The sequence below is a fragment of the Lacticaseibacillus sharpeae JCM 1186 = DSM 20505 genome, assembly GCF_001436225.1.
Classification (GTDB): Bacteria; Bacillota; Bacilli; order Lactobacillales; family Lactobacillaceae; genus Lacticaseibacillus; species Lacticaseibacillus sharpeae.
This window is the reverse complement of sequence record NZ_AYYO01000006.1, coordinates 12,320-36,905: the sequence shown is the minus strand read 5'-3', so window position 1 is coordinate 36,905 and position 24,586 is coordinate 12,320. Positions and strand designations below refer to the sequence as shown.

Here is a 24,586-nt window from a genome sequence, read left to right as displayed (position 1 = left end):
AGCACAACCTGGACGACCAGGTTGTGCTTTTATTTGCGGCAGCTCCGCAAATAATGTTGGCGACTTCCACTCGTATGTTATACTGAACTGGTATGGTCGCAATGACCGCAACGGGTGGCAGAATGGCCACGATTAAATGGGCGTGCAGCGCAGAGCCGGTGCCCGCCATCGAGGAGATAATCATGTTCATCTACTTTACAGGTAGCGGGAACGCGCTGGTCGTTCCACTACCGCCACCACAAATAGCTTAATGGCGTGTTGCAGCCGGGGAATACGTAACCCGGCAACCGGCTAACTGGATTTAGCTACATCAGTCCAGCTGGCCACGTGGAAAAAGGAGAATAAAACATGGTTGATGCAATTGATTTGAAGCGCGGAATGGCATTCGAAAAGGATGGCAAGCTGATTAAGGTTCTGGAGACGAACCACCACAAGCCAGGTAAGGGTAACACCGTGATGCAGATGAAGCTTTACGACGTTCGCTCTGGCTCCATCGTGCAGACCACGATGCGCCCAACCGAACGTGTCGAGATGGCCATCCTTGAAAGCAAGGACGCCCAGTTCCTCTACTTGCAGGATGAAATTGCGTACTTCATGGATCTTGAAACCTACGAACAGTACGAACTTTCTGAAGACAGCATCAAGGACGAACTGCTCTACCTGCTGCCTAACACGAACGTCAAGATTGAGTTCTACGGCACCGAAGTGATTGGGATTGACCTGCCAAGTACCGTTACCCTGACCGTGACCGAAACCAGCCCTTCCATCAAGGGTGGTTCCGTCACTGGTGGTGGCAAGCCCGCAACCATGGAGACCGGTCTGGTTGTCAACGTGCCTGACTTCATCAAGGCTGGCGAAAAGCTGATCATCAACACCGATAAGGGGACTTACTCCAAGCGCGCAACTGACTAATTTAGCGCTGAAATTAAAAACACCGTCTGCAGGAATGCGGACGGTGTTTTTGTGTAGCAAGTTCAGCTTATTCCATGACCGGCACGAACCCGAACTGGTCAAAGTCAAACAGTCCCTGGTCTGTTAGCTTAATCGATGGAATTACGGGCAGGGTCAGGAACGACAGGGTGATGAAGGGGTCGAAGTCAACGTCATGGCTGATGGTGTTGAAGGCTGCACGCAGGTCGTGCATCTGGCGGGCAACCGTCGCGTAAGGTTGGTCGGACAGTAGACCGCCGATGGGTAGCGGCACGTTGGCCAGCACCGCAGTATCGCTGGCCACACTCAGACCACCTTCCGTCTCCGTGATGCCGGCAATTGCCTGCATGATTGCGGCGTCGCTACTGCCGACCGCGACGATATTGTGGGCGTCGTGGGCGACGGAACTGGCGATGGCGCCGCCGGTCAGCTTGAAGCCGTGAACCAGGCCAACACCAACGCAGCCAGTGTTGTGGTGCCGTTCAACCACGACCATTTTCAGAACGTCTGCGTCCAGGTCGGGGGTGAACTCGCCATTTTGGCCGGACACGGGCAGGTGCAAATGGTCGGTGGTGATGTGGTTGGGCTGGACCCCGATAACGTGCGCCGTCGCGGCATCGCCAGGCACGGGCAGCGATAGGTCACTTGCCTGCAGGTGGTGCTGGAGCTTGGTGGCGGAAAATGGCAGGGGCGCGGTTGCGGCTTCTTCGTCCTGCCACTGCCCGGACTTCATCACCCGGGCAATGTCGACAGAGGCGGCATCGTTCAGTACGACCAGGTCAGCCAGTTGCCCAGCACTGAGGCTACCGCGGTCGCTAAGTCGGTGGGCGCACGCCGCATTTTGACTAGCCATCATGTACACGGTCGCGGGATTCAGCCCAGCCGCGATGGCCATGCGGATGTTGCGGTCGACTGAACCTTCCGTCATCAAGTCACCGATAGTCTTGTCGTCGGTGCAAAAGGCGAACCGAGCCGCGTTTTGTTCCGTTACTGCCTGGACGGTTGCGGCCACGTCGCGTTCCACGGTTCCTTCGCGTAGGAAAACGTACATGCCGGCGTTCACGCGGTCTAGGGCTTCCGCAACGGTGCTGCATTCGTGGTCGGTGTCCATGCCATTGGCGACCATCACCTCCAGCTGGGCGGCAGTGAGTCCGGCGCCGTGGCCATCCGCATGCTTGCCGTGGGCGTAAGCGTCATGCACCTTGGCTAGTGTATCCGCATCGCCGCGTTCCACGGCGCCGTAATCCATGACTTCGGCGAGACCGGCGACTTCGGGCTCCGCGTAGAGGGGTTCAAGGTCGACCGCGTGCAACGTGGCCCCATTATGGTCGAAGGGTACGCAGGGGACGGAAGAGGGCAACATGTAGCGGATGTCGAGCGGCGTTTGGCGGGCATCATGGATGAGGTATTCGATGCCGTCAATGCCGGCGACGTTGCCGAGTTCGTGCGGGTCGGCGACGATGGTGGTGACCCCGTGTTGCAGCAGAATTTTGCCGATTTCACTGGGCGTTACCAGTGCGCTTTCGACGTGCACGTGGGCGTCGATGAACCCGGGCACGATGAACTTGCCGGGGAGGCTAACCGTTTGCCGCGCGGTAAGCGGCGCGTCCAGCAGACGAGAAACAATGTGCTGCCCGTCAATCCACAGACTGGCCGGTTCGAACTTCCGGGTGAAAACGTTGAGTACCTGAGCATCGGTGATAACTAAGTCGACTTGTCGCAAGGTGTTCTCCTTTGGGGTGCAGATTTTGCCTAGTCGGGGATGGGTACGCCAAGTCTCCCTACACAAACGGCGAGCCCCGGATGTACCGGAGTTCGCCGTGATGTGGAGGTGCGTGCAATTTTGGGTGCACTAAGTCACCCACGAATTTGCGCTATAGTCTCAAGTTTACGGCTTGAGGTAGAAACTGGTCGTCCAATCACGACATTATATAGGCATTTATATTGTTGCTCAGTATACACCGGGCAAATCAAAAATGGAAGTAACCATTTGCGCGGCTCCTTCCATTTTTGCTAATTATTAATCTATAACGTCCGCAGAAAATCATCGTATGCGGGCGTGTTCAGGTAGTTGCGAATCCCGATGATATCCTTGGCTTCGGGTGCTTGTTCCTGCACAACGGCGACCAAATCGTCCATTACGAAAATAATGGCGTCGTTCGCTTCGGCAATAGTGTTGATCGGCTGGGCGGTGACCGTGACGTTCGTGATGCCGTGCTCCTGCAGCTTAGCCCGCAGGATGCGTGCGCCCATGTCGGGCGAGCCCATGCCTTCCGTACCGGTGATAATCACGGCCTGGTCGTTGGTACTGGTGGCGATGGCGTTGGTCGTGTCCACTGACTCAGCGTTGCGCCGCGGCAAGAGCAGAACGGCGATGGCGAACGCAACAACCGTGCTGACGGTGACCCCGGCGATAACGCCCAGGTAGTTGTGCAGACTGGCGGGCGTGAGTAGCAGGATGGAAATGATGGAACCGGGAGCCGGATCAGCGCGCAGACCGATGTTCAAGAGGTCGAACGTGGCGGTCCCGGAGACCCCACCGGCGATGACGGCTAGCAGCAGCTGGGGCCGTTGGAGGATGTACGGGAAGTAGATTTCGTGAATCCCACCGAGTGCGTGGATGATGATGGCCCCCGGCGCGGCTTTTTTCGCCCGGCCGTGACCAAAAATGGCGAAGGCGAGGAGAATGCCCAGGCCGGGACCCGGGTTGGTTTCAAGCAGAAATAGCAGTGAGTGGCCCGCGTGTGCCGCCTGTTCGGTGCCAATGGGGTTCAAAATGCCGTGGTTAATCACGTTGTTCATGAACAGGACCTTGGCCGGCTCAATCACGACGTTCGCCAGCGGAATCAGGTGGGCATCAATCAGCCAGTTGGCCCCCAGTGCCAGCATGCGGCTGACCCAGTCGACAATCGGGGCCAGGCCGAGGTAGCCGATGAGGGCCATGAGCATGCCGAGAATCCCGGCGGAGAAGTTGTCCACGAGCAGCTCGAAGCCTTGGCGCACGTGTTGGTGCAGACAGCGGTCGAGCTTCTTGGTGAGCCACCCACAGAGCGGGCCGAGAATCATGGCGCCGAGGAGGGCAAGGTCGTGCATGCTGGCGATGAGGCCGATGGTGGCGATGGCGGCAACTAGTCCGCCGCGCTGACCGCCAGTCACCCGCGCCCCCGTGTAGGCCAGCATCAGTGGCAATAGGTAGCGGCCAATTGCGGTGACCACGCCGCCGAGTCCGGCGTGGGGGAAGAACCCGGTGGGACTGAAGCATGCAGCCATCAGTCCCCAAGCGATGAACGCGCCCATATTGGGCATGACCATGTCCGTTAGCCGGTCACCGATTTTTTGCACGTGGTGTTGAATTATGCGTACGCGTTGCAATTGCTGCATCCTCCCTTCCCAATTAATATTAGTTCTTCACTTGAATCATGTGCGGACGCCCGTAGTAGTAGCCCTGCACAATCTCTGCGTGGTAGTTTTGCGCCACCTTGAGGTCAGCCTCAGTTTCGAAGCCTTCGATGACGAAGAACACGCTGTTGATGTCGGCCTCCTCGCGCCAGAATTGGAGTTGCGGGCTGACGACGGTGACAAAATCGCGCTTGTTGTGGAAGTTCTGAAGCGCAAATTTGTATTCCTTGACGTGGGGCGCGAGGGCCTCAACAAGGTCGACCTGGTTGGCGCCGGTCCCGACATCATCCAGGCAGACCCACAGGCCGAGGTCTTGGTAGGCGGCCGCGGCGGTGACGAGCTGGGCGATGGGCACGTTATATGGTCGTTCCGTCAGTTCAACGATGATGAGCGTATCGGGGCAGGCGCGCTGGGCCACGCCGAGCTGGTCGATATACTGCGGATCGATGAATTGTGGCTGGTCCAGATTGATGGACACCAGTTGAATTCCTGCTGGCAGTGCGCCGATGGTGTCGACGAGCGTTTGGGCGAACTCACTGGCCGTGAACTTGCCGAAGTCCGCGGGGAAGCGCCACTGGCCATCATTGTATTCACGCAAAAAAAGTTCATAACCAATTAGCTCACGTTGCGAGTATTTGTCTTGACCCCAGAAGCGAATCATCAGCGGCTCCTTCCCCCGAAATTAGTCTCCGGCACGGTATAGCTTTCGTAAGTAAATATACAATATTTTTTCAGAAATTGCGACAGTTTTTGCGCTGTAAACAACGGTGAAAACGTACGCCGAGTACGCCTATAATAATTATAAATAGATAGGGAAATGTGTCCCGTACGGAAGAACAAAAACCGGGCTAATGGGAATGAATGGGCTGTGTGACGCCGAGATATGGCTATCGCGAGTCCACGACTAACGGCTTTTCATATATACAAATATTATTATGGTTAGGCCAAGTACATAAATCAAACTTTCAGAAAAGCATGAATTATGCAGTCGCAGCACGAAATATGCACCGCAAGAAATGTGCTTTTTAACGAAATACAGACACATCAGCCAACATGCAGCGGACATTTTGCGGCAAAAAAGCGTAAGATAAGGGAAAACGAAACGAGGTGTACCAATGTCCCTAAAAGTTGAATTATTGAAGCACCAAGAAATTACCACGAAACGGTTGTTACTGCGTCCGGTGCGGCTGGCCGACGCTGAAGATTTCTACCGCATCGGCAGTGACCCTGAGAATAACCGGTTCACGATTCACTACCCGAACATGGACGCCACGCTCTCCGGGATGGCAGATTACTGGATGGGCGATCCCCTCGGCAAGTACGCCGTCGTGCTGAAGGGCACCAACCAGTTCGCTGGTGCGGTCGAGGTGCACCTGGACGAGCGCAACCAGAAGGCCGAGATTGGCTACCTAATCACGCGCCGGTTCTGGGGCAATGGCTATGCGCCGGAAGCCGCGGCCGCGTTGCTGGATCTGTGTTTTAACATCCTGCACCTCAACCGGGTCGAGGCGATGTACGATTCGCGCAACCACAACTCGGGCCGGGTGTTGGAAAAGCTGGGGATGCACGTCGAAGGCCGCCTGCGCAACGACCGGATTGACGATGACGGCACGCCCATCACCACGGTGGTGACGGCCATCACGGCACGTGAATATCGCGAAAACCGAGAATAACCAGGAACAGAAGGAGGAATTGTTCATGTCAGCCTCAATTTATGATTTCAAATTAACGGAAATGGGCGGCACCCCGATTGATTTAGCCGATTATCGCGGTAAGGTGCTGCTCATTGTGAACACCGCCAGCAAGTGTGGCCTGGCGCCGCAACTGCGGGGGCTCCAGAAACTGCACGATGAGTACGCTAAGCAGGGACTCGTTGTGCTCGGCATGCCGTCCAATCAGTTTCACCAAGAGCTGAAGGACGGCGACGGCACTGAGGAGTACTGCCAGGTGCACTTCGGCGTCACGTTCCCGCTGACCAAGATGGTGGTGCTCAACGGCAAGGACGCCCACCCGCTGTGGCAGTTCCTGAAGGCGCAGACGGGCAGCGGCGCCATCAAGTGGAACTACACCAAGTTCCTAGTGGGCCGCGACGGCACGGTGTTGCGCCGGTTCGCACCGGTGACCACGCCGGAAAAGATTGAGCCCGATGTCGTGCAGGCGTTGGGGTAGCAAAAACGCGTCGACCTGGGTGGCCGGCGCGTTTTTTGACGTTTAGTTGAACAAATTTCACCGAACCTCAGAAAAGTTTCATATAATTCACCAAACCGCATAACCGCGCGCTTTGCCGTCGTTATGCGGTTTTGACGCACTTGCGGGGAGGGCCGGCCGACCGTTAAGATAGATACCAGTAATTAAATTCGACAAAAAACGTGGTTGTGCCGCAACATTTTTGCGCCGACAACCCAGGATGGAGACACACATGGCGGCTAAAGAAAACGCAGACGGAACAAAACGTGAATTAACCAAGCGCCACGTCCAGATGATTGCGCTGGGCGGGACGATTGGGACCGGGCTGTTCCTCGGTGCCAGCAACTCCATCATGAAGACGGGGCCGTCAATCCTGCTGGTCTACCTAATCCTTGGGGTGATTTTCTTCCTCATGATGCGCGGGATTGGCGAAATGATGTACCACGATCCCGACAAGCACACGTTCATTTCCTTCATTAAAAAGTATCTTGGTCCGCAGATTGGTTACTTCGCTGGTTGGACGTACTGGCTGGGCATCATCTTCGTGGCGATGGCGGAACTGACCGCCGTGTCCAAGTACGTGCAGTTCTGGTTCCCGACCTGGCACACCTGGACAATTCAGCTCTGTGTGCTCGCCGTGCTGGTGGCGATTAACCTGATTGCGGTCGGTTTGTTCGGGGAAGCTGAGTTCTGGTTTGCGATGATCAAGATTACCGCCATTGTGGTGATGATTGTCGTTGGGCTCGCAATGGTGTTCATGAACTTCAAGACGCCAATTGGCCACGCCAGCTTCGGCAACATCACGAACCACTTCTCCATGTTCCCGAATGGCTTCGGCAGTTTCGTCGCAGCGTTCCCGATGGTCTTCTTTGCGTTTCAGGGGATGGAATTCATCGGGATTACCACGAGTGAAACCCAGAATCCGCGCAAGGTGCTGCCCAAGGTGATTAACGAAATCATCTACCGGGTCCTGATTTTCTACATCGGTGCCATTCTGGTCATCATGGCCATCTACCCGTGGAATTCACTCGACCCCACGCAGAGCCCATTCGTGCAGGTGTTCGAACTCGCCGGACTGAAGGCGGCAGCGGCGGTGATTAACTTCGTCGTCCTGACTGCGGCGGCATCAGCCCTGAACTCCTACATGTACTCGGCTGGCCGGCACTTCTACCAGCTCGCGCTCGACTCACCTAACAGTAAGTTCATGCAGGGCTTTCGCAAAATCAGCCGGACGGGCGTGCCCGCGCGCGGGATTCTCTTCTCCGCGGCCCTGGTGCTCATCGGCCCGATTCTGAACTCGCTGCCCCAGATTAGCAACGCGTTCACGTTCATCACCAGTGTTTCCAGTGACCTCTACATCATCGTGTACCTGCTGACGATGCTGGCACACCGGAAGTACCGCGAATCGCGCGACTTCGATCCGAACGGTTTCTTGATGCCCGGGTATAAGTTCACCAGTCCCTTGGTCATCGGCTTTTTCACCGCCATCTACGTCAGCCTGTTCATCACGGGCGAGAACGTGCTGCCGGCAATCGGCGGCCTGGTTTGGACGGTCGGCTTCATCGGCATCCTGACCCTGGTTGGGAAGAAGAAAAAAGCGGCAATGAACCCCACAGATATTGACTAAAAGAAAGACGCAACCTGCATTTTTGCGGATTGCGTCTTTTGGTTTGCGTACGTTTATTTACGGGTTAACCAGTCAAGAATTAACAGCGTTGTAGTTACGATGAGCACAACCACGCCAAAGGTATAGATTACGAAGTTGAGAATGGGCACGGCAAAAAAATCGACAACGATGGCGGCGAGAATGCTTATGGTTAGCAGCCAGTCGAAGATAATTAAGGCGTGGGTGTATTTGGTGGGGTGGGTTTTGATGTATTTCATAAACGTACACTTCCGTTTTTGATTGCTAGTTCACCACCAACTTAACGCTAGTTTGGTGGGTGGTCAAATATGATAACTGTAATTGGACAATCTGACAATAGCATACACATATTAGTGACTGGCGGGCCGTCAATACCAACCTTTTTAGTGAATAGTACTGATAAAAAATATGGATTAAAAAACGGGTGGCGAATTGCTCGCTACCCGTCAATTATTCACGGCCAGATGACCATTTTTTTGGTAACGGTGTTCGCTCTTTTGTGTCCTTTCAAGAAATAGTTACATCTAACTAAATATTTTTCTCCGCGTTTTGGCATCCGCGTCATCGACAGATAATCGCGGCCATCACTGGATCCAAAACTGCTAGCATTGGTTATAAGCTGTTGTCCACTACTATCCTTAATGAAATCAATGCTAGTGCTGTCGGGTTCATAACGGGTATGATCAGTCTTGATGTTAAAAGCAAGTTCACTTCCGTGTGCATACTTTGTGATTGAGTGTGGCGTAATTGTGATGCCCTTCAGTCCGAAATCGTAGGTGGTACCGTTGATGATGTTAACGATGGGTGTGGGTTGCGACATCTTCAGGTTTGCCTTCCAGCGTCCCACTGTCAGTCCTATTTGTTTGATGGTGAATGGAAGTGTAATGCTTGATGGAGCTGTTTTGCTGGTGACGATGTAGGTTTGGCGGAAACGGTAACCGTGTTTGATTGGTTGAAAATTGGTCATGTCGTGGAAAAGGTGTTTTCCGGGGGTGTCGTCGGTTACCATTTCGAGTTCATGTTCACCATTAGGGTCAAAATCAGTGGTGTTCAGACCTGTGATTTCGCCAGTAATCCCGATAGTTTTACCCGAGTAATATGCCTCTACCAGTTTGACGGTAATGCCGTGTGAAGTGATGGTTTTATTAAGCTTCTTGGCTACACCATCAATATGATAGGTGTTGAAATCATCATTTTCACCGTTACTGAGGTAGAAGGCAGTTAGCCAAGCAACGTTGCTAACGGCTTGACTGATGATGGGTGTGCCCGCGGCTAAACCCGCACCGCCAAACAGAACGGCGGCAGCAAGAACCAGTAGCCGTGCTCGCCACTTGTGTTTAACTGGTGTAGCAGCAATGCCTTGGTCAATAGCAGCGTTGACTGCGGCGGTAGGGACAGGAATTTGATCAATTGCGTCGTGTAATTCATCACGTGGGTTAATGTTAGTCAAAGTAGTCTCCTCCTAGTCTATTTTTCAGTGCTAATCGTCCCCGTCGCAATCGGGTCTTAATTGTAGACTCGGGCAGGTTTAGGACACTACTGATTTCGTGAATGGGTAAATCTTGATAATAAAATAATTGTAGTGCCTGGCGATATTCGGCCTTAATTTGTTGTAGCGCGGTCAATAGGTCAACATGGGTATCGGTGGTAGTGGTTGTCGCGTTCGTTTGAGCCACCCCAGCAATCAGCGGATTGGCAGTAACGTCCTCGTTGGCACGCAGCATGTAGATTGCTTGGGCCTGCCGAATTAATATGCGCGTGAACCACGTGAAAAACAGTTCGGGATTGCGTAATTTGCTGACGCTCATAACAGCTTGTGTGGTTGCTTCTTGAATTACGTCGAGTGCGTCGTTTTGGTTGCCAACGTAAAGGTATGCGGTGCGGTACAGATAATCACTACGAGTGTGAATCAACGCAGATAATGCTGTACGATTACCGTGTATAGCTTGTGTGGCCAGTTTTCGTTCACTTGTGGTTAAGCTCATATCCTTGCCTCCTTTTCACACAGTTAGTGTATGATTTTGGCTAAAAGGTTTCAGGAAAAAAGTACTAAAGACAAAAAAATTGACGGTTGCAACCGTCAATTTTCAAATCCTATGCTTCTTCCGCCAGATTCGAGTACACCGCGCAGTCCACGTACTGTCCGTGCAGCAGCAGCTCATCGCGCAGGTAGCCGTCGAAGTGGTAGCCGGCGCGTTCTGCCACGAGGCGACTCGGGGTGTTCTTGGTCGCCGCCATAATGGTAATCTTGTTCAGCCCAAGCTCCTTGAACCCGTACCGCTCGAGGTCCGTGACCGCGTGGTGCATGATGCCGTGGCCCGTGGCCTCCTTGCCCAGGAAGTAACCGACCTCCGCGTGCTTGTCGGCGTGGTCGATGTTGTGCAGGTCAATGCTACCGACGATTTTGCCGTCCGCTTTGATGATGAACATGAAGGCTTTCTTGGCTTTGGCCTGGGCAACCATGTGCTCGAGGAAGTGCTGCTCGTCAGCCTCTGTGCGTGTACCTTTCGCCCACGGCAGCCACTGGTTGATGAATTCGCGGCTGGCATCCACCACGGCGAACACTTCTGGGGCCAGGTCAGGGGTGGCGGGAATCAATTCAATGTGCATTTTGGAGCATCTCCATTACTGATTATTGCCTTAAGCCTAGCACTGGGGGTGCGGTGGTTCAAGTGCACTTGTGCACATGCCTGTAGTTATGTACGCAAAAGGGCCCTTGCAGCGAATGCAAGAGTCCTTTTTGCTTGGCCAAATTATGCCGTAACGGCGTCCTTAGCCGCGATCACAATCTTACCGTCAACCAGGTTAGCTGTCAGCTGCTTAGCATCGGTGTGGTCGAGGTAGAAGTCGGTGACCCGGTCACGGATTTCGCGTTCGATGACCCGACGGAGAGGACGGGCACCCATCGCTTCGTCATAGCCCTGTTCGATGAGCCAGTTCTTGGCGTCAGCACTAACGTTCAGGGTGATGTCCTTCTTGGCGAGGGTCTTGTTGACGTCATTTAGCATGAGGTCAACAATCTTGCCCAGATCATCCTTGGTCAGGTGACTGAATTCGACGATGCCGTTGAACCGGTTGAGGAATTCAGGACGGAAGTAAGGGGCAAGGCGCGTGGTGAGTTCGACGTCTTCATCCTTCTTGCCGGTGAGGGCTTCGTTCCCAAAGCCGGCGTTGGAGGTCGCGATGATGACGGTGTTCTTGAAGTTGACCACGTTACCTTGACCATCAGTCAGACGACCATCGTCGAGTACCTGCAGCAGCAGGGTGAGGACTTGGGGGTCCGCCTTTTCGATTTCGTCCAGCAGCACGATGGAGTACGGATTGCGACGAACGCGTTCCGTCAAGGTGTTGCTGTTGTCATCGTAGCCAACGTACCCGGCAGTCGTCCCGATAAGCTTGGAAACAGCGGTGCGGTCGCTGTATTCGGACATGTCGAGCCGGATGATGGCGTCCTTATTGCCGAAGAGATCTAGAGCCAGCTGCTTAGCCAGTTCAGTCTTCCCGACCCCAGTAGGACCAACGAAGAGGAAACTGCCGATTGGCCGGTTACCTTCATCGAAGCCGGCACGGTTACGGCGAATTGCGCGGGCAACCATTTCGACCGCTTCGTCCTGACCGATGACCTTACCCTTGAGCCGGTCGCCGATGCCCTTCAGGTGTTCGATGTCGCTCGCACCAAGCTGGGCAACAGGAATCCCGGTCAGGCGTTCAACCGCTTCAGCCACATCGTTCTTGGTGGCAACCACGGTTGCGCTCTTGTCGCTGGCAGCGTTCAGCTTGCTTTCAGCATCCGCGATGTCCTTCTTGAGCTGCGCAGCCTTTTCGTAGTCTTCAGCCTTCGCCGCGGCGTCCTTCTGCTGGTTCAGTTCCTTAATGCGGTTTTCAAGGGTGACCTTGTCTTCCGCGGGGTGCTGGGCCGCCAGGTGGGCAGCGGTCATGTCCAGCAGGTCAATGGCCTTGTCGGGCAAACTACGCTGTGGAATGTACTGCACGGAGTAGTCGACGGCAGCCTGGAGCACGTCATCAGGCAACTGAACGTGGTGGTGCTGTTCGTAGAGCTTGCGGACCCCATGGAGAATCTTGACGGTGTCGGCTGCAGTGGGTTCATTGACTGTGACGTCGTTGAACCGACGCGCTAAGGCCGCATTCTTCATGATGGTGTTGCGGTATTCATCCTGGGTGGTCGCACCGATAACGGTGATTTCGCCCCGGGAAAGGGCGGGCTTGATGATGTCGGCCAAGCCCTGACCGCCGTCTTCACCGCCAGTGCTGCCGGCGCCCAAAATCTGGTGAATTTCGTCGAAGAACAAGATGACGTTCCCGGCGGCCTTCACTTCCTTAATTAAGTTCTGAATGTTCTGTTCGAAGGAGCCCCGGTACTGGGTGCCCGCTTCGAGGTTAGCCAGGTCAATGCTGTAGATCTGCTTGCCCTGCACCGCTTCGGGCACCTTACCGGCCACGATTGCCTGGGCCAAGCCTTCAACAATCGCGGTCTTCCCGACCCCGGCGTCCCCAACGAGGATGGGGTTGTTCTTGGTCCGGCGGCTGAGAATTTCGGCGGTCTCCTGGATTTCGTGGTCCCGGCCAATCACTGGGTCGAGCATGCCGGCCTTGGCTTCGGCGGTCAGGTTCCGGCCCAGCTTCTCGAGGATGCCACCCTTTTTAACGGCGGCTTCACCGGTGGTCTGAACGGGGATCTCACTGTCACCCGCGTCAGGGAGCTTGCCGGTTGCCCGGTACTGGGAGAATTGTTCGGGGGTCATTTCGTGTCCGTTCACGATGTAACGTGCCGAACCGTCGCTCCCCATGCGGCGTAATACTTGGTTGAAGAAATCATCCATGTCGTTGTTGAAAAAGCCATCAGAAAACTGAGCCATACTTCTTACCTCCTGTCGCGGGTCATCCGCGAAGTTTTTGTCATTAGTTACGTCTAGCTGGAGTGACGAAAGCTAGTTCGGCGCACTCCAGGCAAACAAGTAGGCCAAGCAAAACACCGACGCTTGGTGCTCGTCGGTGTTCGTCGTATCTATGAACCGACGATGTTAATACCGCCCGCACTTTGGTTGTCCTTGTTTACATAATGTATAGTACCACGAATTTAGCACTCGCGCAAGTAGAGTGCTAAATTAATGCAAATTAGCTGCTTGTGGCCGTGAAAATGCGTATTTGCACTTACCAGCCGGTGATGGCACTTATCAATTTAGATATATATCAAAATAGTTCTTGCTGCATACTGCTTAACGGGCTATACTCTGCTTAGAAATATTTCTAAACAGTTTCATCGCCACAGCCTTATTTTATTACCCGGGAAATGATTGTCATCTTTGGTAGCACACGTAAACCACCAAAAACACCAAATGCAACACCTCGTAGCTCGCTTTTGCGCCGCGGTTTGTGTACATTTAGGATGTAGCAAAAACAAAAATATTAATAATGGGGCGGCCCGGGATGCACCGGAATTTACCCATTATGTTGCAATAATTGGGAGTGAAATTCATGAATCTTGGGGACCGGTTGCGGCAGATTCGCCGTGATAATCTATTAACCCAGCAGGATATTGCGGCCGAGCTGCACGTCAGCCGGCAAACGGTGTCGGGCTGGGAAACCGGACGCAGCTATCCGGACATCACGAGCTTGATTACGCTGGCGGAGACGTACCACTTGTCGCTGGATGAGATGCTGCGCGAGGATGCGTCGGCAACGGCGGATTTAGTGAAACAGGATCAGCAACGCAAAGAGGCACGAATCGTTTATTACTCAGTGTACGCGGTGGACCTCGTGCTGGTGGCACTCATCTTCTTGAATGCGTTTGAAGTCCATGCCTTTCATCTCACACCAGTTGTACAAATGGTGCTGACGGCATTAACGCTGATTAACATGCTTGCAATCGGCCCGAGTTACCGGCGCTACCGGATTTTACGGCACAAGTCGGTGGAGCGGACGCTATCATGGGGTAGCGTTGCCCTTGGAGTTTTGACGGTGGTGGTAATTCTAGCCATGTTCTATGGTGTCGGGGGCCTGAATGATGTGTTCTGGGGTGCTGCCACTGGCGGGATTAGCACTCTGGTCGTCACGGTAATCTACCACCGCGTTCGGTTCGGCCCCATGCGCAAGACCTGGAGTATTTGGTAACTTAATGGAGGAAATGTAATGCTAGAAATCAACAACCTCACCAAGTCCTTTGGTGACATGGTGGCCGTCAGCGACGAGACCTTCACGGTGCGGGAAGGCGAAATCATGGGCCTGATTGGCCAGAACGGGGCGGGTAAAACCACGACGTTCCGCATGATTCTGAACTTCCTCAACCCCGACAACGGCAATGTGCTGTGGGACGGCCACAAACTAACCAGTGCCGACTACAACATTCTGGGATACCTGCCGGAAGAACGTGGTCTGTACCCGAAGATGAAGGTGGAAGACCAGATTCAGTACTTCGCGCAGCTGCGGGGGATGAAGGCCCGGGATGTGCGCAGTCAAATCGACACCTGGATGGACCGGTTCCAGGTGAAGGGTAAGCGCACCGACCGCGTGAAGGACCTGTCCAAGGGGAACCAGCAGAAGGTGCAGTTGATTGCGGCGCTCATTCACATGCCGCGGCTCGTGATTCTGGATGAACCGTTCACCGGGCTCGACCCCGTGAACGCGTCGATTCTGGAAGACGGCATCAAAATGCTGCGGGACAGTGGCGCGGCTATTATTTACTCCAGCCACAACATGGGGAACGTCGAAGCACTATCTGACCACCTGATCATGTTGCGGCGGGGTGAAGTGGTGCTGCGCGGGACGGTGGACGATATCCGCCAGAGCTTCGGGCGCACCAAAGTGTTCATCGAATCCCCGCTGACTACCGCGCAACTGCAAAACTTTGCCGGTGTTAAGACAGTTCGGCAAGAAGGTAAACGGCAGGTGCTGACGTTAACGGATCCGGCGGCTGGCCGTGAGATTTTCGCGGCGGCGACCGCCACGGGGTACATTCCCGAATTTTCTCAGCAGCCACCGACACTCGACGAGATTTTCCGCATAAAGGCAGGTGCAGATCATGAATAAATTCTGGGTGGTCACAAAACAGGTATATAAGAAGAACGTGTGCAGCGGTTCGTGGCTATTCCTGGTCGTATCGCCGATTCTGCTGGCGGCGGTCATCCTGGGCCTGGGCACATTGATTGATAACTCGGCTAAGGACGCCAAACTCGCGGTCGTGTCCCCAAACGTGGCGCTGGTTAAGCAGATTGATAAGGCCACGGATGCCAAGGCCACTGCGTATACGCAGACGCGGGCGAATAGGGCACTGCGGAATGAAAAAGTCGATGGTGTATTAACGTTTGATAGCAGCCAAAAGCAGCTTACGGCCCACCTAACGACGCGGGTCGGGGGGCAAACTATCGAGACAACGGGCATCACCGCGGTGTTGAACCAGCTGAGCATGCAACTGAAGGCGCAGCAACTGCACCTGTCTGGAACGCAGCTGGCTGGTTTGCTCGCCCCCGCCAAGCTAAAGACGTCCTCGGTGGCGTTCAAGGACGGCAAACGAGTGAACAAAGACGCGTCAACGGATAGCGTCAACCGCGGGATTGCCATCGCCATTACCGTCTTGATGATGATCTTCATGATGGTGTACGGCAGCATGTTGGCGCAGGAAATCGCGACGGAAAAGGGTTCGCGCATCATGGAAATGCTGCTGTCGTCCGTCAGCGCAACGACGCAGTTCTTCGGTAAGCTCAGCGGGATTTTGCTCCTGCTGCTGACCCAAATCGGGGTGTACGTGGTGGCGGCAGGAATTGCCTGGCCGCTGCTGCGTAACCAGGCCATGGTCAAGAGTGTGCTGGATTCGGTGGACCTATCCGCGCTGCTCTCAATTAACGGGGTGCAAATCATCCTGTTCTTCCTGATTGGGACGCTCAGCTACGCGGTTCTGGCCGCACTGACCGGCTCACTGGTTGCCAACCAGGAACAGGTGCAGCAAGCGGTAGCGCCACTGTCGATTCTGGGGATGCTCGGTTACTTTGGTGCATTGATGGCGCAGGCAGGCGACATGCCGGTCATCAAGATTGCCAGCTACGTGCCGTTTGTCAGCTCCTCCATCATGCCGGTGCGCGCAACGATGGGTTTTACCACCGCGGGCCAAGCGTGGATTGCCCTCGCCATTGCGACGGTGTTCCTCGGCCTGTTCACCTGGTTTACCGTGCGGGTCTACAAGGCCAACGTGCTGGTGTACAAGGAAGGTGGGCTGGTTAAGGCGTTGAAGTCGACATTGACGTTCATGAAGGCACAATAAATAATCGGGCGGTCAAAGCATATTTTGCTTTGACCGCCCGATTTGGTTTATATGGAAGTGTGTTTGATTCTCTGTGCTTTGTCCGCTTAGAACCGGAAGCCCTTTGCCCGCAGCAATGCCGCATCCGCTTCGGAAGCCGGTGCGTAGCCGTGGCTGAGCAAATCCTTGATGTACAGGCCGTTATAGATGAACCCGAAAATCAGGGTGACCAGGGTCATCGCGATGCCCATGGTGAATGAGCCGCTGGCAATTTCGAGCAGGGCGATGATGGCGAACCACTTGAAGTCGCCCCGGAAAAGTGCGGGGAAGAAACCGAAGAAGAAGGTGGTCCAGGAGAAGCCGATTTTGGCGCGTTTAGCATCGCCAGAGTATGAATTGATGAGGGTAACGAACATATTAATATCCTTTCGTGGGGTGGTACGTGTTGTTATTGTCCTCAGTATAGCATGTGCGCACGAGCGCAGGTATCCGTCTCGGGGAGTATCTGGCCTGTTATTGTAATTGATTTGGTGATGAACAGCACACAAATTGTTTGTCTTTAATTGACCAAATTGTTAGACTGGCAATTGAGCAGCATCTTTGGCACGCAGTTTGGCTGACCGGGCACGACTGGAAACCTCTCCATGACGGCTTGACCAATGGCGCCGGCTTAACTTTAGTCTGGAAGAGTGCGATAATATTTTTTTGACATAACTTACTATTATATAGAAGGAAGATGACCAGTGTGGATGACGCACAACGGGAACAGGGACCATGGAAACGGAATTTATACATACTGTGGGGCTGTACCTTCGTTGCTGGGATTGCGTTCAGTGAAATTATGCCGTTCATGTCGCTGTATGTGGGCCAGCTCGGGAACTTCAACAAGCAGGAAGTTTCCTTCTACTCCGGACTCGTTTACGCGGCCACGTTCCTGGTGACCGCCATCGTGTCGCCAATCTGGGGTGCGCTGGCGGATCGGAAAGGCCGCAAAGTGATGTTACTACGGGCATCAGCAGGGACGGCGCTGTCGATGTTCCTCATGGGCCTGGCAACCAATGTCTGGATGCTGATTGGCTTCCGTGCGCTGCAAGGTCTCTTCGCCGGTTTCATCTCTAATGCCCAAGCACTGGTTGCGTCCCAAACGCCGCGGCGCTACAGTGGCCGGGCGCTCGGAACCCTTGTGACCGGCTCAACCTCGGGGATGCTGATGGGCCCGATTATCGGTGGCCTGCTCGCGCAAGTCTTCTCGATTCGTAACACCTTCTTCATCACCGCGGCCCTGCTCATGCTGACGTGTGTGCTCTCGGCGGTGCTCGTGCAAGAATACTTCGAACCTGTTGTGCGGCCGAAGGGGGAGAAGCGGCAGAGTCTGCTCAAGCAATTCGACAACCCGAAGCTGATTATCGTGCTGCTGTGCTCCACGCTGATTGTCCAACTCGGGAACGCGTCGATTTCGCCAATCATCAGTCTGTACGTCCGTGAACTCATGCACTATCGCGGTCCGATCACCGTGGTTGCCGGCGTGATTGCCGCACTGCCCGGGATTTCTAACATCCTGATGGCACCGCGACTTGGGCGGTACGGAGATACCCACGGCTCCGGGAAGGTGCTCATCGGTGGGTACCTCTTCGCCGTGCTCGTGTACTTCCCGCAAGGCTTCGTCGGCAGCATCGTTGCCCTCGGGGTGCTGCGGTTCATGGTCGGGGTTTCCGACGGGGCACTGTTCCCAACGATTCAGACCCTGCTGACGAAGAACTCACCTGTTTCCGCAACCAGCGCCATTTTCTCCTGGAACCAATCTTTCCAAGCCCTCGGGAACATGTTCGGTGCGTTCCTCGGCGGGGCGCTGGCCGGTGCGTTCGACTACAACGTCGTCTTCATTTCCACCGCCTGCATGTTGCTGCTGAACTTCATCATTCTGTGGTTTGTGGAACCTTCACTGCGGCGAAACGGCTAATTTGAATACGAGTGTTCAATTAGGTCTCTGCCTTGTGTGGGGGCTTTTTTTATTTAAGAAACTGTTAACATAGGCTACTGGAATCATTGGGCATAATTCGAGCGGCTATACTTGAAGTGTGTATTGGTCACTTAATAGTAAGGCAGGAGCGTGGTACGGAAAATGAGACGAATGATGGCTTTTGCCGGAGCTGCTTTGGTTATATACAGTGCAACATTACTTTATGGTGGTACACATAAAGGACGCGCAGTTTTTTTGGCTGTTATCGCAGCAGCTTTAGTGATAATGAGTTTTATTTGATACGACCTAGATTTTTGGTTAGCCGTCGCCTAATATCCAAAAATGAAATTATGTCTGATTAGTTTTAACGATATAGTTGACTTTTACACGCACTGAAACTATATTAGAGACTATGAGAAACAAATAAGAGATACACGTTGAACGGAAGAGTAGATTGCCACGTTGATTTCAGGGAGTTGCTGGGACTGCGAATGCAACACGGCGGGTAATTGAAGGTAATCCGGGAGTGTGCGGCACAAACTGAGGCGAGGCAGGCGATTCTGTCTGGCAGTAGGGTGCCGCCTGGTAGCACCCAGTAGCGTGCATTTGTTGGGGCGGGTAGTCGTCGTCGCCGCAACAAGCCGAGGCGTAGTTCGTGAGGATTGCGTTCATAGGGTGGTACCGCGATGAGCCCCTATGCCAGTTTTACTGGTGTAGGGGCTTTTCGTTACCCCTGTTTCTCATCAATCCAGGTGACAGCCATGCACCTGGAATCAACATTGGAAGGAAGTGAGGCACGTGCTGACAAGTAGCAACGGCGGGCAGGCGCGAGTGAGTAGATAGCAACTCCGGCAACCACCAGCAAGACATATCAATCACATACGAGCACTAAACCCGATCACTACTTAACGAAGCGGTGACGGACACATATGGGGCGCAAATGCGACCACACATAGTTGTACGGGACAGGCCAGCACTTAGCGGCCGTGCCACCGTCACCGCGACGATTCGCGGTACATAATAATTTAGCAGTAGCGTCGGGAACAAGGCCGACGCTTCTTTTTTTAAGGAGGGGTACATATGAATTTTGTTGGGGCGCTTGCGTTCTTGCTTATCACCACCACACTTGCTGGCCACTTTGCGCGGCGCTTCGGGTTGCCCGCCGTGGTGGCCGAAATCCTGGTGGGCATTCTGGTTGGTCCGGCGGCACTTGGCTTCATTCACGGCAGCAGTCTCATCAGCACGTTTTCGGACATCGGGGTGATTGTCTTGATGTTTTTGGGTGGTCTTGAAAGTGACTTGGGGCTGCTCAAACGCTATTTGCGGCCGGCCATCATCGTGGCGGTGTCGGGGGTGATTGCCCCGGTTGTGCTGATTGGGCTCACCAGCCATTTGTTTGGCTTCAACTGGTTTGAGGCCATTTTCATCGGCGTAATCTTCTCCGCCACCTCGGTCTCCATCTCGGTGGAGGTGCTGAAGGAATATGGGGCCCTCAGCACGCGTGAAGGGGCGACCATCTTGGGCGCGGCCGTTGCGGATGACATCATCGGCGTCATCCTGCTCAGCATCATGATTGCCTTCATGGGCACCGCGGAGGCGGGTGCGGAAACACCGCTGTGGCTGACGCTGTTAGAACAGGTCGCCTTCTTTGCCGTCTGCTACGCCCTGACCCGCTGGATTGCGCCAGTGCTACTGATGCTGAGTGACAAAATCCTGATGACGGCCAGTCCCATCATCATGTCGCTGGTCATCTGTTTCGCCATGGCTTGGCTCGCCGATTACGTCAGTCTAAGTGGCGCGGTGGGCGCCTTCTTCGCCGGCGTGGCGGTGGCCCAGACAGGCTGGAAGCAGCAAGCCGCCGCCAGCATCGAACCGATTGGCTACGCGGTGTTCATTCCGGTTTTCTTCGTTAGTGTGGGCCTGAATGTCACCTTCAGCGGGTTGCGGGATTCACTGCTGTTTGTGGTGGTGATGACCATCCTCGGGGTACTGACCAAGCTGCTTGGCTGCGGCATCGGCGGCCGGCTCAGTGGCTTCACCGGTCGCAGTAATTACATCATCGGGGCCGGCATGATCTCGCGGGGCGAAATGGCGCTGATTACGGCCCAGATTGGTTTTTCGGCGCACCTGCTCGCCAGTGCCTACTACTCCGACATTATTTTGGTCATCATCCTCGTCACCTTGATTGCACCGTTCATGCTTAAGCACGCACTTAATGGCGGGCGCACGGCGCTATCTGGTAACCTCGAGCAGAATTAGGGTGCATTGCACTTCCTTTTAGTTAGTGATATGCTAGACTAAATTAGAATAAAAAGATAAAATGTAGGTGTTCGAGAACTTGAGTGAGTAGCGGCGACACGGATGATTGTTACCGGTCCGGCTACTCTGAAATGAGGTGAATGCGGATGGATACACAAAACGCAATTGCGGATGCAACGAAACAACTAGTTGAACAGAAGGGCTTTGCGGCCGTCACGGTGACCACGATTATGAGCGCGGCCCACTTGCGGCGGCAGACTTTTTACGACCACTTCAAGGACAAGTACGATGTTGTTGCGTGGATCTACGAGAACGAGGCCCACGGCGTTACCGGCCACGTCCAAGCTGGTAACTGGACGGCGGTGCTCAAGGCGCTCGTGTCCTACTTCGATAACAATCGCCGCTTCTACCGGGATATTCTGGCAGTTGAAGGCCAGAACGCGCCGGCAGCGGTTGTGCGCGACTGCTTCAAGAACATCATTTGCAGCGGCCTGCTCAGCCTGAGCCGCGAAGAACAGGTAACCATCGGCGGCCAGTACTGCCAGTTCATGCGTGAGCTGCTGGCGGACGGCGTGATGGCAGAATTGCAGCGGTGGATGATGGCGCTGAACCCACGCACCGCGCAGCAGGAAAATGAATTCTTGCGCACGTTTATTGAGGACCAGATTAACGGCCTGCTGCTTCGGCGGCGCCGCATCAACGAGTACCAGTCGATTGCCTAGATGGGCATTGAATACGTTACTGAAGAGCCATCACTGTGCACAGCATCAGCGTGTATGGTGGTGGTTTTTGCTTGCGCCTAACCGAGACGCATAATGGGGGAAATACATATGCAAAACGATGCGCAGCCGGTTTGGCGGCGGAATCTATACGTGCTCTGGGGTTGCACGTTTGTTGCCGGGATTGCGTTCAGTGAAGTGGGGCCGTTCTTGTCCCTGTTCATCGCGCAATTGGGCAACTATTCGCAGAAGAACCTGAATTTTTATAGCGGGATTATCTACGCCGTGACGTTCTTGGTCACCGCCTTCCTCGCGCCTGTGTGGGGCCGGCTTGCGGGCAAGCGGGGGCACCGGCCCATCCTGTTCTACACGGCTGGGGGGATGGCGATTGTCTACATCCTGACTGGGTTCGTGCACAGCGTCTGGCTGTTGTTCCTGGCGCGCGCAGCCATTGGGGCCTTCTCGGGGTACATTCCAAACGCCCAGGCACTGGTAGCGGCGCAGGTGCCGCGGGAAAAGAGTGGGCGTCTGCTCGGTACGCTCATGACCGGCTCCACTTCTGGGGTGCTGGTCGGGCCCGTACTCGGCGGCTTGCTGGCCCACGTGTTCTCGATTCGCCAGACCTTCTTCATCACTGGCGGCTTGCTGCTCCTGGTGGCCGTACTGTCAATCTCGCTGGTCAAAGAATCGGTACACCCAGACAAGACCAAGGCGCCAGTCACCAAGCAATCCGGCAGCTTCTTGAAGCAGTTCGCAAATCCGCGACTCATCATGGTGCTGCTGCTATCGACGTTAATCGTCCAGCTCGGGAATTCGTCGATTTTCCCCATCATCAGCCTCTACGTGAAGCAGCTGATGCACGGCCATGGTGCCATCACGGTCATCGCCGGGGTCATCTCGGCCCTGCCCGGGATTTCGAACATCATGGCGGCGCCGCGGCTTGGCCAATACGGTGACCGCCACGGTTCTGGGCGCGTGCTGCTCATGGGCTACCTGTTCGCGGTGCTCGTCTACCTGCCCCAGGGCTTCTTCGCCAGCCTGATTGTGCTCGGCGTATTGCGGTTTTTGGTCGGGATTTCCGACGCCGCATTGTTCCCGACAATCCAAACCCTGCTGACGAAGAACTCGCCACACGACGCGCTCTCCTCGATTTTTGCCTGGAACCAGTCCGCCCAGGCGCTTGGCAGCATGTTCGGTGCGCTATGGGGCGGCGCGGTGGCCGGGTACTTCGGCTACAACGCGGTGTTCATGTCCACGGCCTTGTTGCTGCTCATTAACCTGATCATTTTGTGGTTCACCGAGCCCAGTTTGCGCCGGGGCACGCGGTAATTTTTTCACGGCGGCAAAAGCTTAAAATAACGGCAATGGTTCCGCTTCCTAAAAATTCGATTGCAAAAAAGTGAAGAAAAGCTATTGACGGCCATCTGTTTTTAATCTATATTAATCCCATCATCAAAATGACAAAGACGAAGCGTAGTAAGAGTAGTCGGTCAGGTGCCTCAGGGAGCCGCGGTAAGTGTGAAGCGGTGGCATTAAGCCGGTGAAAGTAGACTACAAGTTTCCGTTGCGACCTGTGGAAGTGACGGATGTGCGCACACATTACAGTGCAAGGGTATCGCTGGTTTCCGGAGCCGGCCGTACCTGCAGAGACAATATCGGTGACGGTGTTGTGAATTAAGGTGGTACGCGCTGATAACGCCCTTAGCAATTAATAGAATTGCTAAGGGCGTTTTTTTATGGCGCGGGGCGACGGCCCGCCCGCCAACACATACGTCTTGTCGATTGATTCATTTTCAGCGAGCTTATCGCGGTGACATAATTCGGAGGAACATCCCTATGGAAAACACAAAACAGAAATTATCCCGTAAACAGTTGATTACCCTTGGTTCCATGCTCTTTGGTCTCTTCTTCGGGGCCGGCAACCTGATTTTCCCCATTCACCTCGGCCAAATTTCCGGTGGTAACTGGGCTCCAGCCGCGTTTGGCTTCCTGCTCTCCGCCATCTGCCTGCCATTGCTTTCCATTCTGGCCATCTCGATGACTAAGTCCGACAGTATGTACCACTTGGCGCGGCCGGTCGGCAAAGGTTTCGCGCTCTTCTTCCTAATCTGCACGCACGCCAGTCTCGGCCTGCTGATTTCTTCGCCCCGCACGGCGACCGTTTCCTTTGAACTCGGGATTATTCCCTTCATCGCCAAGAAGGACCAGGCCATCGCGCTGCTCGCGTACTCCGCAATCTTCTTCGCCATCACCTACGCGCTGTCGCGGAACCAGTCCAAGATGGCGAGTTACGTGGGCAAGCTGCTGAACCCCTTGCTGCTGATTCTCCTGGTTATCGTGTTCGCGACCGCCTTCATCATCAAGGGTGACGGTGCGGCACTTGGCAAAATTGGCGCCATGAACGCTGGTGGCGCCAACATGGTCAATGGGTTCCTGCAGGGCTACAACACGATGGACGCGCTCGCCGGTCTCGGCTTCGGGGTAACCATCGTGACCGCACTCCGCTTCTTCGGGGTGACGAAGACGTCTGAACGTTCCAAGGACGTTGCCAAAATCGGGGGGATTGCGATGGGGGTTGAAGCCATCATCTACATCCTGATGATTGCCCTCGGCGCGATTTCCACCACCTTCACCAAGACAACCGAAAACGGGGGTCCCGCATTCTCCGCCATCATGAACCACTACACCGGGATCATCGGGACTTCTATCCTCGCCGCCATGGCCATTATCGCCTGCCTGACCACGTCTATCGGGCTGGTGACGTCATTCTCCCAGGACCTGGGCAAACGGTTTCCGAAGATTGGCTTCAGTAAGTTCCTGATCTTCACCTGCATCGGCGGCTTCGGGATTGCCAACTTCGGTCTCGACCAGATTATCGCGTACTCCACACCAGTGCTGATGCTGCTGTACCCACTAGCAATTGGACTGATTCTCATGGGCATTATGCACCCAATCATCGGCAAGCAGCCAATCATCTACAAGGCAACCATCTGGATGACCGCCATTCCCGCAGTGCTCGACGCAATTCACTCCTTGCCCCCAATCTTCGCTAACCTCGCATTCTTCAAGGCCATCAACAACTTCGCAACGGCCTACATTCCGTGGTTTAGCATCGGCATGGACTTCGTACCGTTCATGGCAATCGGCCTCATCGCCGGCTTCATCATCACCAAGCTTTCAGGCCGCACCATTAAGGCGGGCGAAAGTGCACCAGAACTCGATTAAAGTTTGAG

The 24,586-nt window shown here is 54.6% G+C and carries 21 protein-coding genes and 1 riboswitch; of the genes, 12 read left to right on the top strand and 9 right to left on the bottom strand.

Annotated features, from left to right (window positions below; all coding sequences use genetic code 11):
• The first annotated feature begins 348 nt into the window (after positions 1-348).
• The gene (gene efp, locus FC18_RS01815) at positions 349-912 is read left to right on the top strand and encodes an elongation factor P (protein WP_054678956.1); all 564 of its coding nucleotides are present in this window, start codon (positions 349-351) and stop codon (positions 910-912) included.
• A gap of 67 nt (positions 913-979) precedes the next feature.
• Here the strand turns inward: efp and ade are convergent, their stop codons facing one another.
• From ade to FC18_RS01800, 3 genes are all read right to left on the bottom strand, one after another.
• Positions 980-2,653 (bottom strand): adenine deaminase, encoded by a 1,674-nt coding sequence (gene ade / locus FC18_RS01810; protein ID WP_054678953.1) that lies wholly within the window; start codon positions 2,651-2,653, stop codon positions 980-982.
• 134 nt (positions 2,654-2,787) lie between these two features.
• Positions 2,788-2,884: riboswitch (purine riboswitch) on the bottom strand.
• 71 nt (positions 2,885-2,955) lie between these two features.
• On the bottom strand, positions 2,956-4,302 hold the full coding sequence (locus tag FC18_RS01805) for a PTS transporter subunit EIIC (RefSeq protein ID WP_054678949.1): 1,347 nt from the start codon (positions 4,300-4,302) through the stop codon (positions 2,956-2,958).
• Between the two features lie 28 nt (positions 4,303-4,330).
• Positions 4,331-4,990, bottom strand: a complete 660-nt coding sequence (locus tag FC18_RS01800) for an EAL domain-containing protein (protein WP_054678946.1) — start codon at positions 4,988-4,990, stop codon at positions 4,331-4,333.
• Between the two features lie 454 nt (positions 4,991-5,444).
• On the opposite strand from FC18_RS01800, the gene FC18_RS01795 reads away from it, so the two are divergent.
• The 3 genes from FC18_RS01795 (at position 5,445) to FC18_RS01785 (ending at position 8,143) form a co-directional block, all read left to right on the top strand.
• Positions 5,445-6,002, top strand: a complete 558-nt coding sequence (locus tag FC18_RS01795) for a GNAT family N-acetyltransferase (protein ID WP_056975357.1) — start codon at positions 5,445-5,447, stop codon at positions 6,000-6,002.
• A 25-nt stretch (positions 6,003-6,027) separates the two neighbouring features.
• Positions 6,028-6,498: a glutathione peroxidase gene (locus tag FC18_RS01790; RefSeq protein WP_054678940.1), complete on the top strand. Its 471-nt coding sequence runs from the start codon at positions 6,028-6,030 to the stop codon at positions 6,496-6,498.
• Between the two features lie 238 nt (positions 6,499-6,736).
• Positions 6,737-8,143 (top strand): amino acid permease, encoded by a 1,407-nt coding sequence (locus FC18_RS01785; RefSeq protein ID WP_056975356.1) that lies wholly within the window; start codon positions 6,737-6,739, stop codon positions 8,141-8,143.
• Positions 8,144-8,196: 53 nt separating this feature from the next.
• Here FC18_RS01785 and FC18_RS01780 read toward each other — a convergent pair whose 3' ends face one another.
• The 5 genes from FC18_RS01780 to FC18_RS01760 form a co-directional block, all read right to left on the bottom strand.
• Positions 8,197-8,400: a hypothetical protein gene (locus FC18_RS01780; RefSeq protein WP_054678937.1), complete on the bottom strand. Its 204-nt coding sequence runs from the start codon at positions 8,398-8,400 to the stop codon at positions 8,197-8,199.
• 215 nt (positions 8,401-8,615) lie between these two features.
• Positions 8,616-9,611, bottom strand: coding sequence for a DUF4179 domain-containing protein (locus tag FC18_RS01775; protein ID WP_054678934.1), 996 nt, complete (start codon positions 9,609-9,611; stop codon positions 8,616-8,618).
• Positions 9,604-10,146: a sigma-70 family RNA polymerase sigma factor gene (locus tag FC18_RS01770; protein WP_054678931.1), complete on the bottom strand. Its 543-nt coding sequence runs from the start codon at positions 10,144-10,146 to the stop codon at positions 9,604-9,606. The genes FC18_RS01775 and FC18_RS01770 overlap by 8 nt, the downstream gene beginning before the upstream one ends.
• 109 nt (positions 10,147-10,255) lie before the next feature.
• Entirely contained in the window at positions 10,256-10,771 is a 516-nt protein-coding gene (locus FC18_RS01765; RefSeq protein WP_054678929.1) for a GNAT family N-acetyltransferase, read from the bottom strand.
• A 143-nt stretch (positions 10,772-10,914) separates the two neighbouring features.
• A complete protein-coding gene (locus tag FC18_RS01760; RefSeq protein ID WP_056975355.1) occupies positions 10,915-13,038 on the bottom strand; it encodes an AAA family ATPase in 2,124 nt (707 codons plus the stop codon).
• Between the two features lie 619 nt (positions 13,039-13,657).
• Between FC18_RS01760 and FC18_RS01755 the strand changes: the two genes are divergently transcribed.
• From FC18_RS01755 to FC18_RS01745, 3 genes are read left to right on the top strand one after another with little or no spacing between them, the layout of a single operon-like run.
• A complete protein-coding gene (locus tag FC18_RS01755; RefSeq protein WP_054678926.1) occupies positions 13,658-14,293 on the top strand; it encodes a helix-turn-helix domain-containing protein in 636 nt (211 codons plus the stop codon).
• Between the two features lie 18 nt (positions 14,294-14,311).
• Positions 14,312-15,208 (top strand): ABC transporter ATP-binding protein, encoded by an 897-nt coding sequence (locus FC18_RS01750; RefSeq protein ID WP_054678923.1) that lies wholly within the window; start codon positions 14,312-14,314, stop codon positions 15,206-15,208.
• Positions 15,201-16,436 carry an ABC transporter permease gene (locus FC18_RS01745; RefSeq protein WP_054678919.1) on the top strand — a complete coding sequence of 412 codons (1,236 nt, stop codon included), beginning with the start codon at positions 15,201-15,203 and terminating at the stop codon, positions 16,434-16,436. The genes FC18_RS01750 and FC18_RS01745 overlap by 8 nt, the downstream gene beginning before the upstream one ends.
• Before the next feature lie 86 nt (positions 16,437-16,522).
• Here the strand turns inward: FC18_RS01745 and FC18_RS01740 are convergent, their stop codons facing one another.
• A complete protein-coding gene (locus FC18_RS01740) occupies positions 16,523-16,831 on the bottom strand; it encodes a hypothetical protein (protein WP_054678916.1) in 309 nt (102 codons plus the stop codon).
• A 329-nt stretch (positions 16,832-17,160) separates the two neighbouring features.
• Between FC18_RS01740 and FC18_RS01735 the strand changes: the two genes are divergently transcribed.
• From FC18_RS01735 to brnQ, 5 genes are all read left to right on the top strand, one after another.
• Complete coding sequence (locus tag FC18_RS01735) at positions 17,161-18,375, top strand: MFS transporter (protein WP_054678983.1); 1,215 nt, start codon at positions 17,161-17,163, stop codon at positions 18,373-18,375.
• Between the two features lie 1,080 nt (positions 18,376-19,455).
• Positions 19,456-20,634: a cation:proton antiporter gene (locus tag FC18_RS01730; RefSeq protein ID WP_054678913.1), complete on the top strand. Its 1,179-nt coding sequence runs from the start codon at positions 19,456-19,458 to the stop codon at positions 20,632-20,634.
• A 146-nt stretch (positions 20,635-20,780) separates the two neighbouring features.
• Positions 20,781-21,356: a TetR/AcrR family transcriptional regulator C-terminal domain-containing protein gene (locus FC18_RS01725; RefSeq protein ID WP_054678910.1), complete on the top strand. Its 576-nt coding sequence runs from the start codon at positions 20,781-20,783 to the stop codon at positions 21,354-21,356.
• A gap of 108 nt (positions 21,357-21,464) precedes the next feature.
• Positions 21,465-22,682 carry an MFS transporter gene (locus FC18_RS01720; protein ID WP_225353722.1) on the top strand — a complete coding sequence of 406 codons (1,218 nt, stop codon included), beginning with the start codon at positions 21,465-21,467 and terminating at the stop codon, positions 22,680-22,682.
• Between the two features lie 507 nt (positions 22,683-23,189).
• Entirely contained in the window at positions 23,190-24,578 is a 1,389-nt protein-coding gene (brnQ, locus tag FC18_RS01715) for a branched-chain amino acid transport system II carrier protein (RefSeq protein ID WP_056975354.1), read from the top strand.
• Positions 24,579-24,586: the final 8 nt, after the last annotated feature.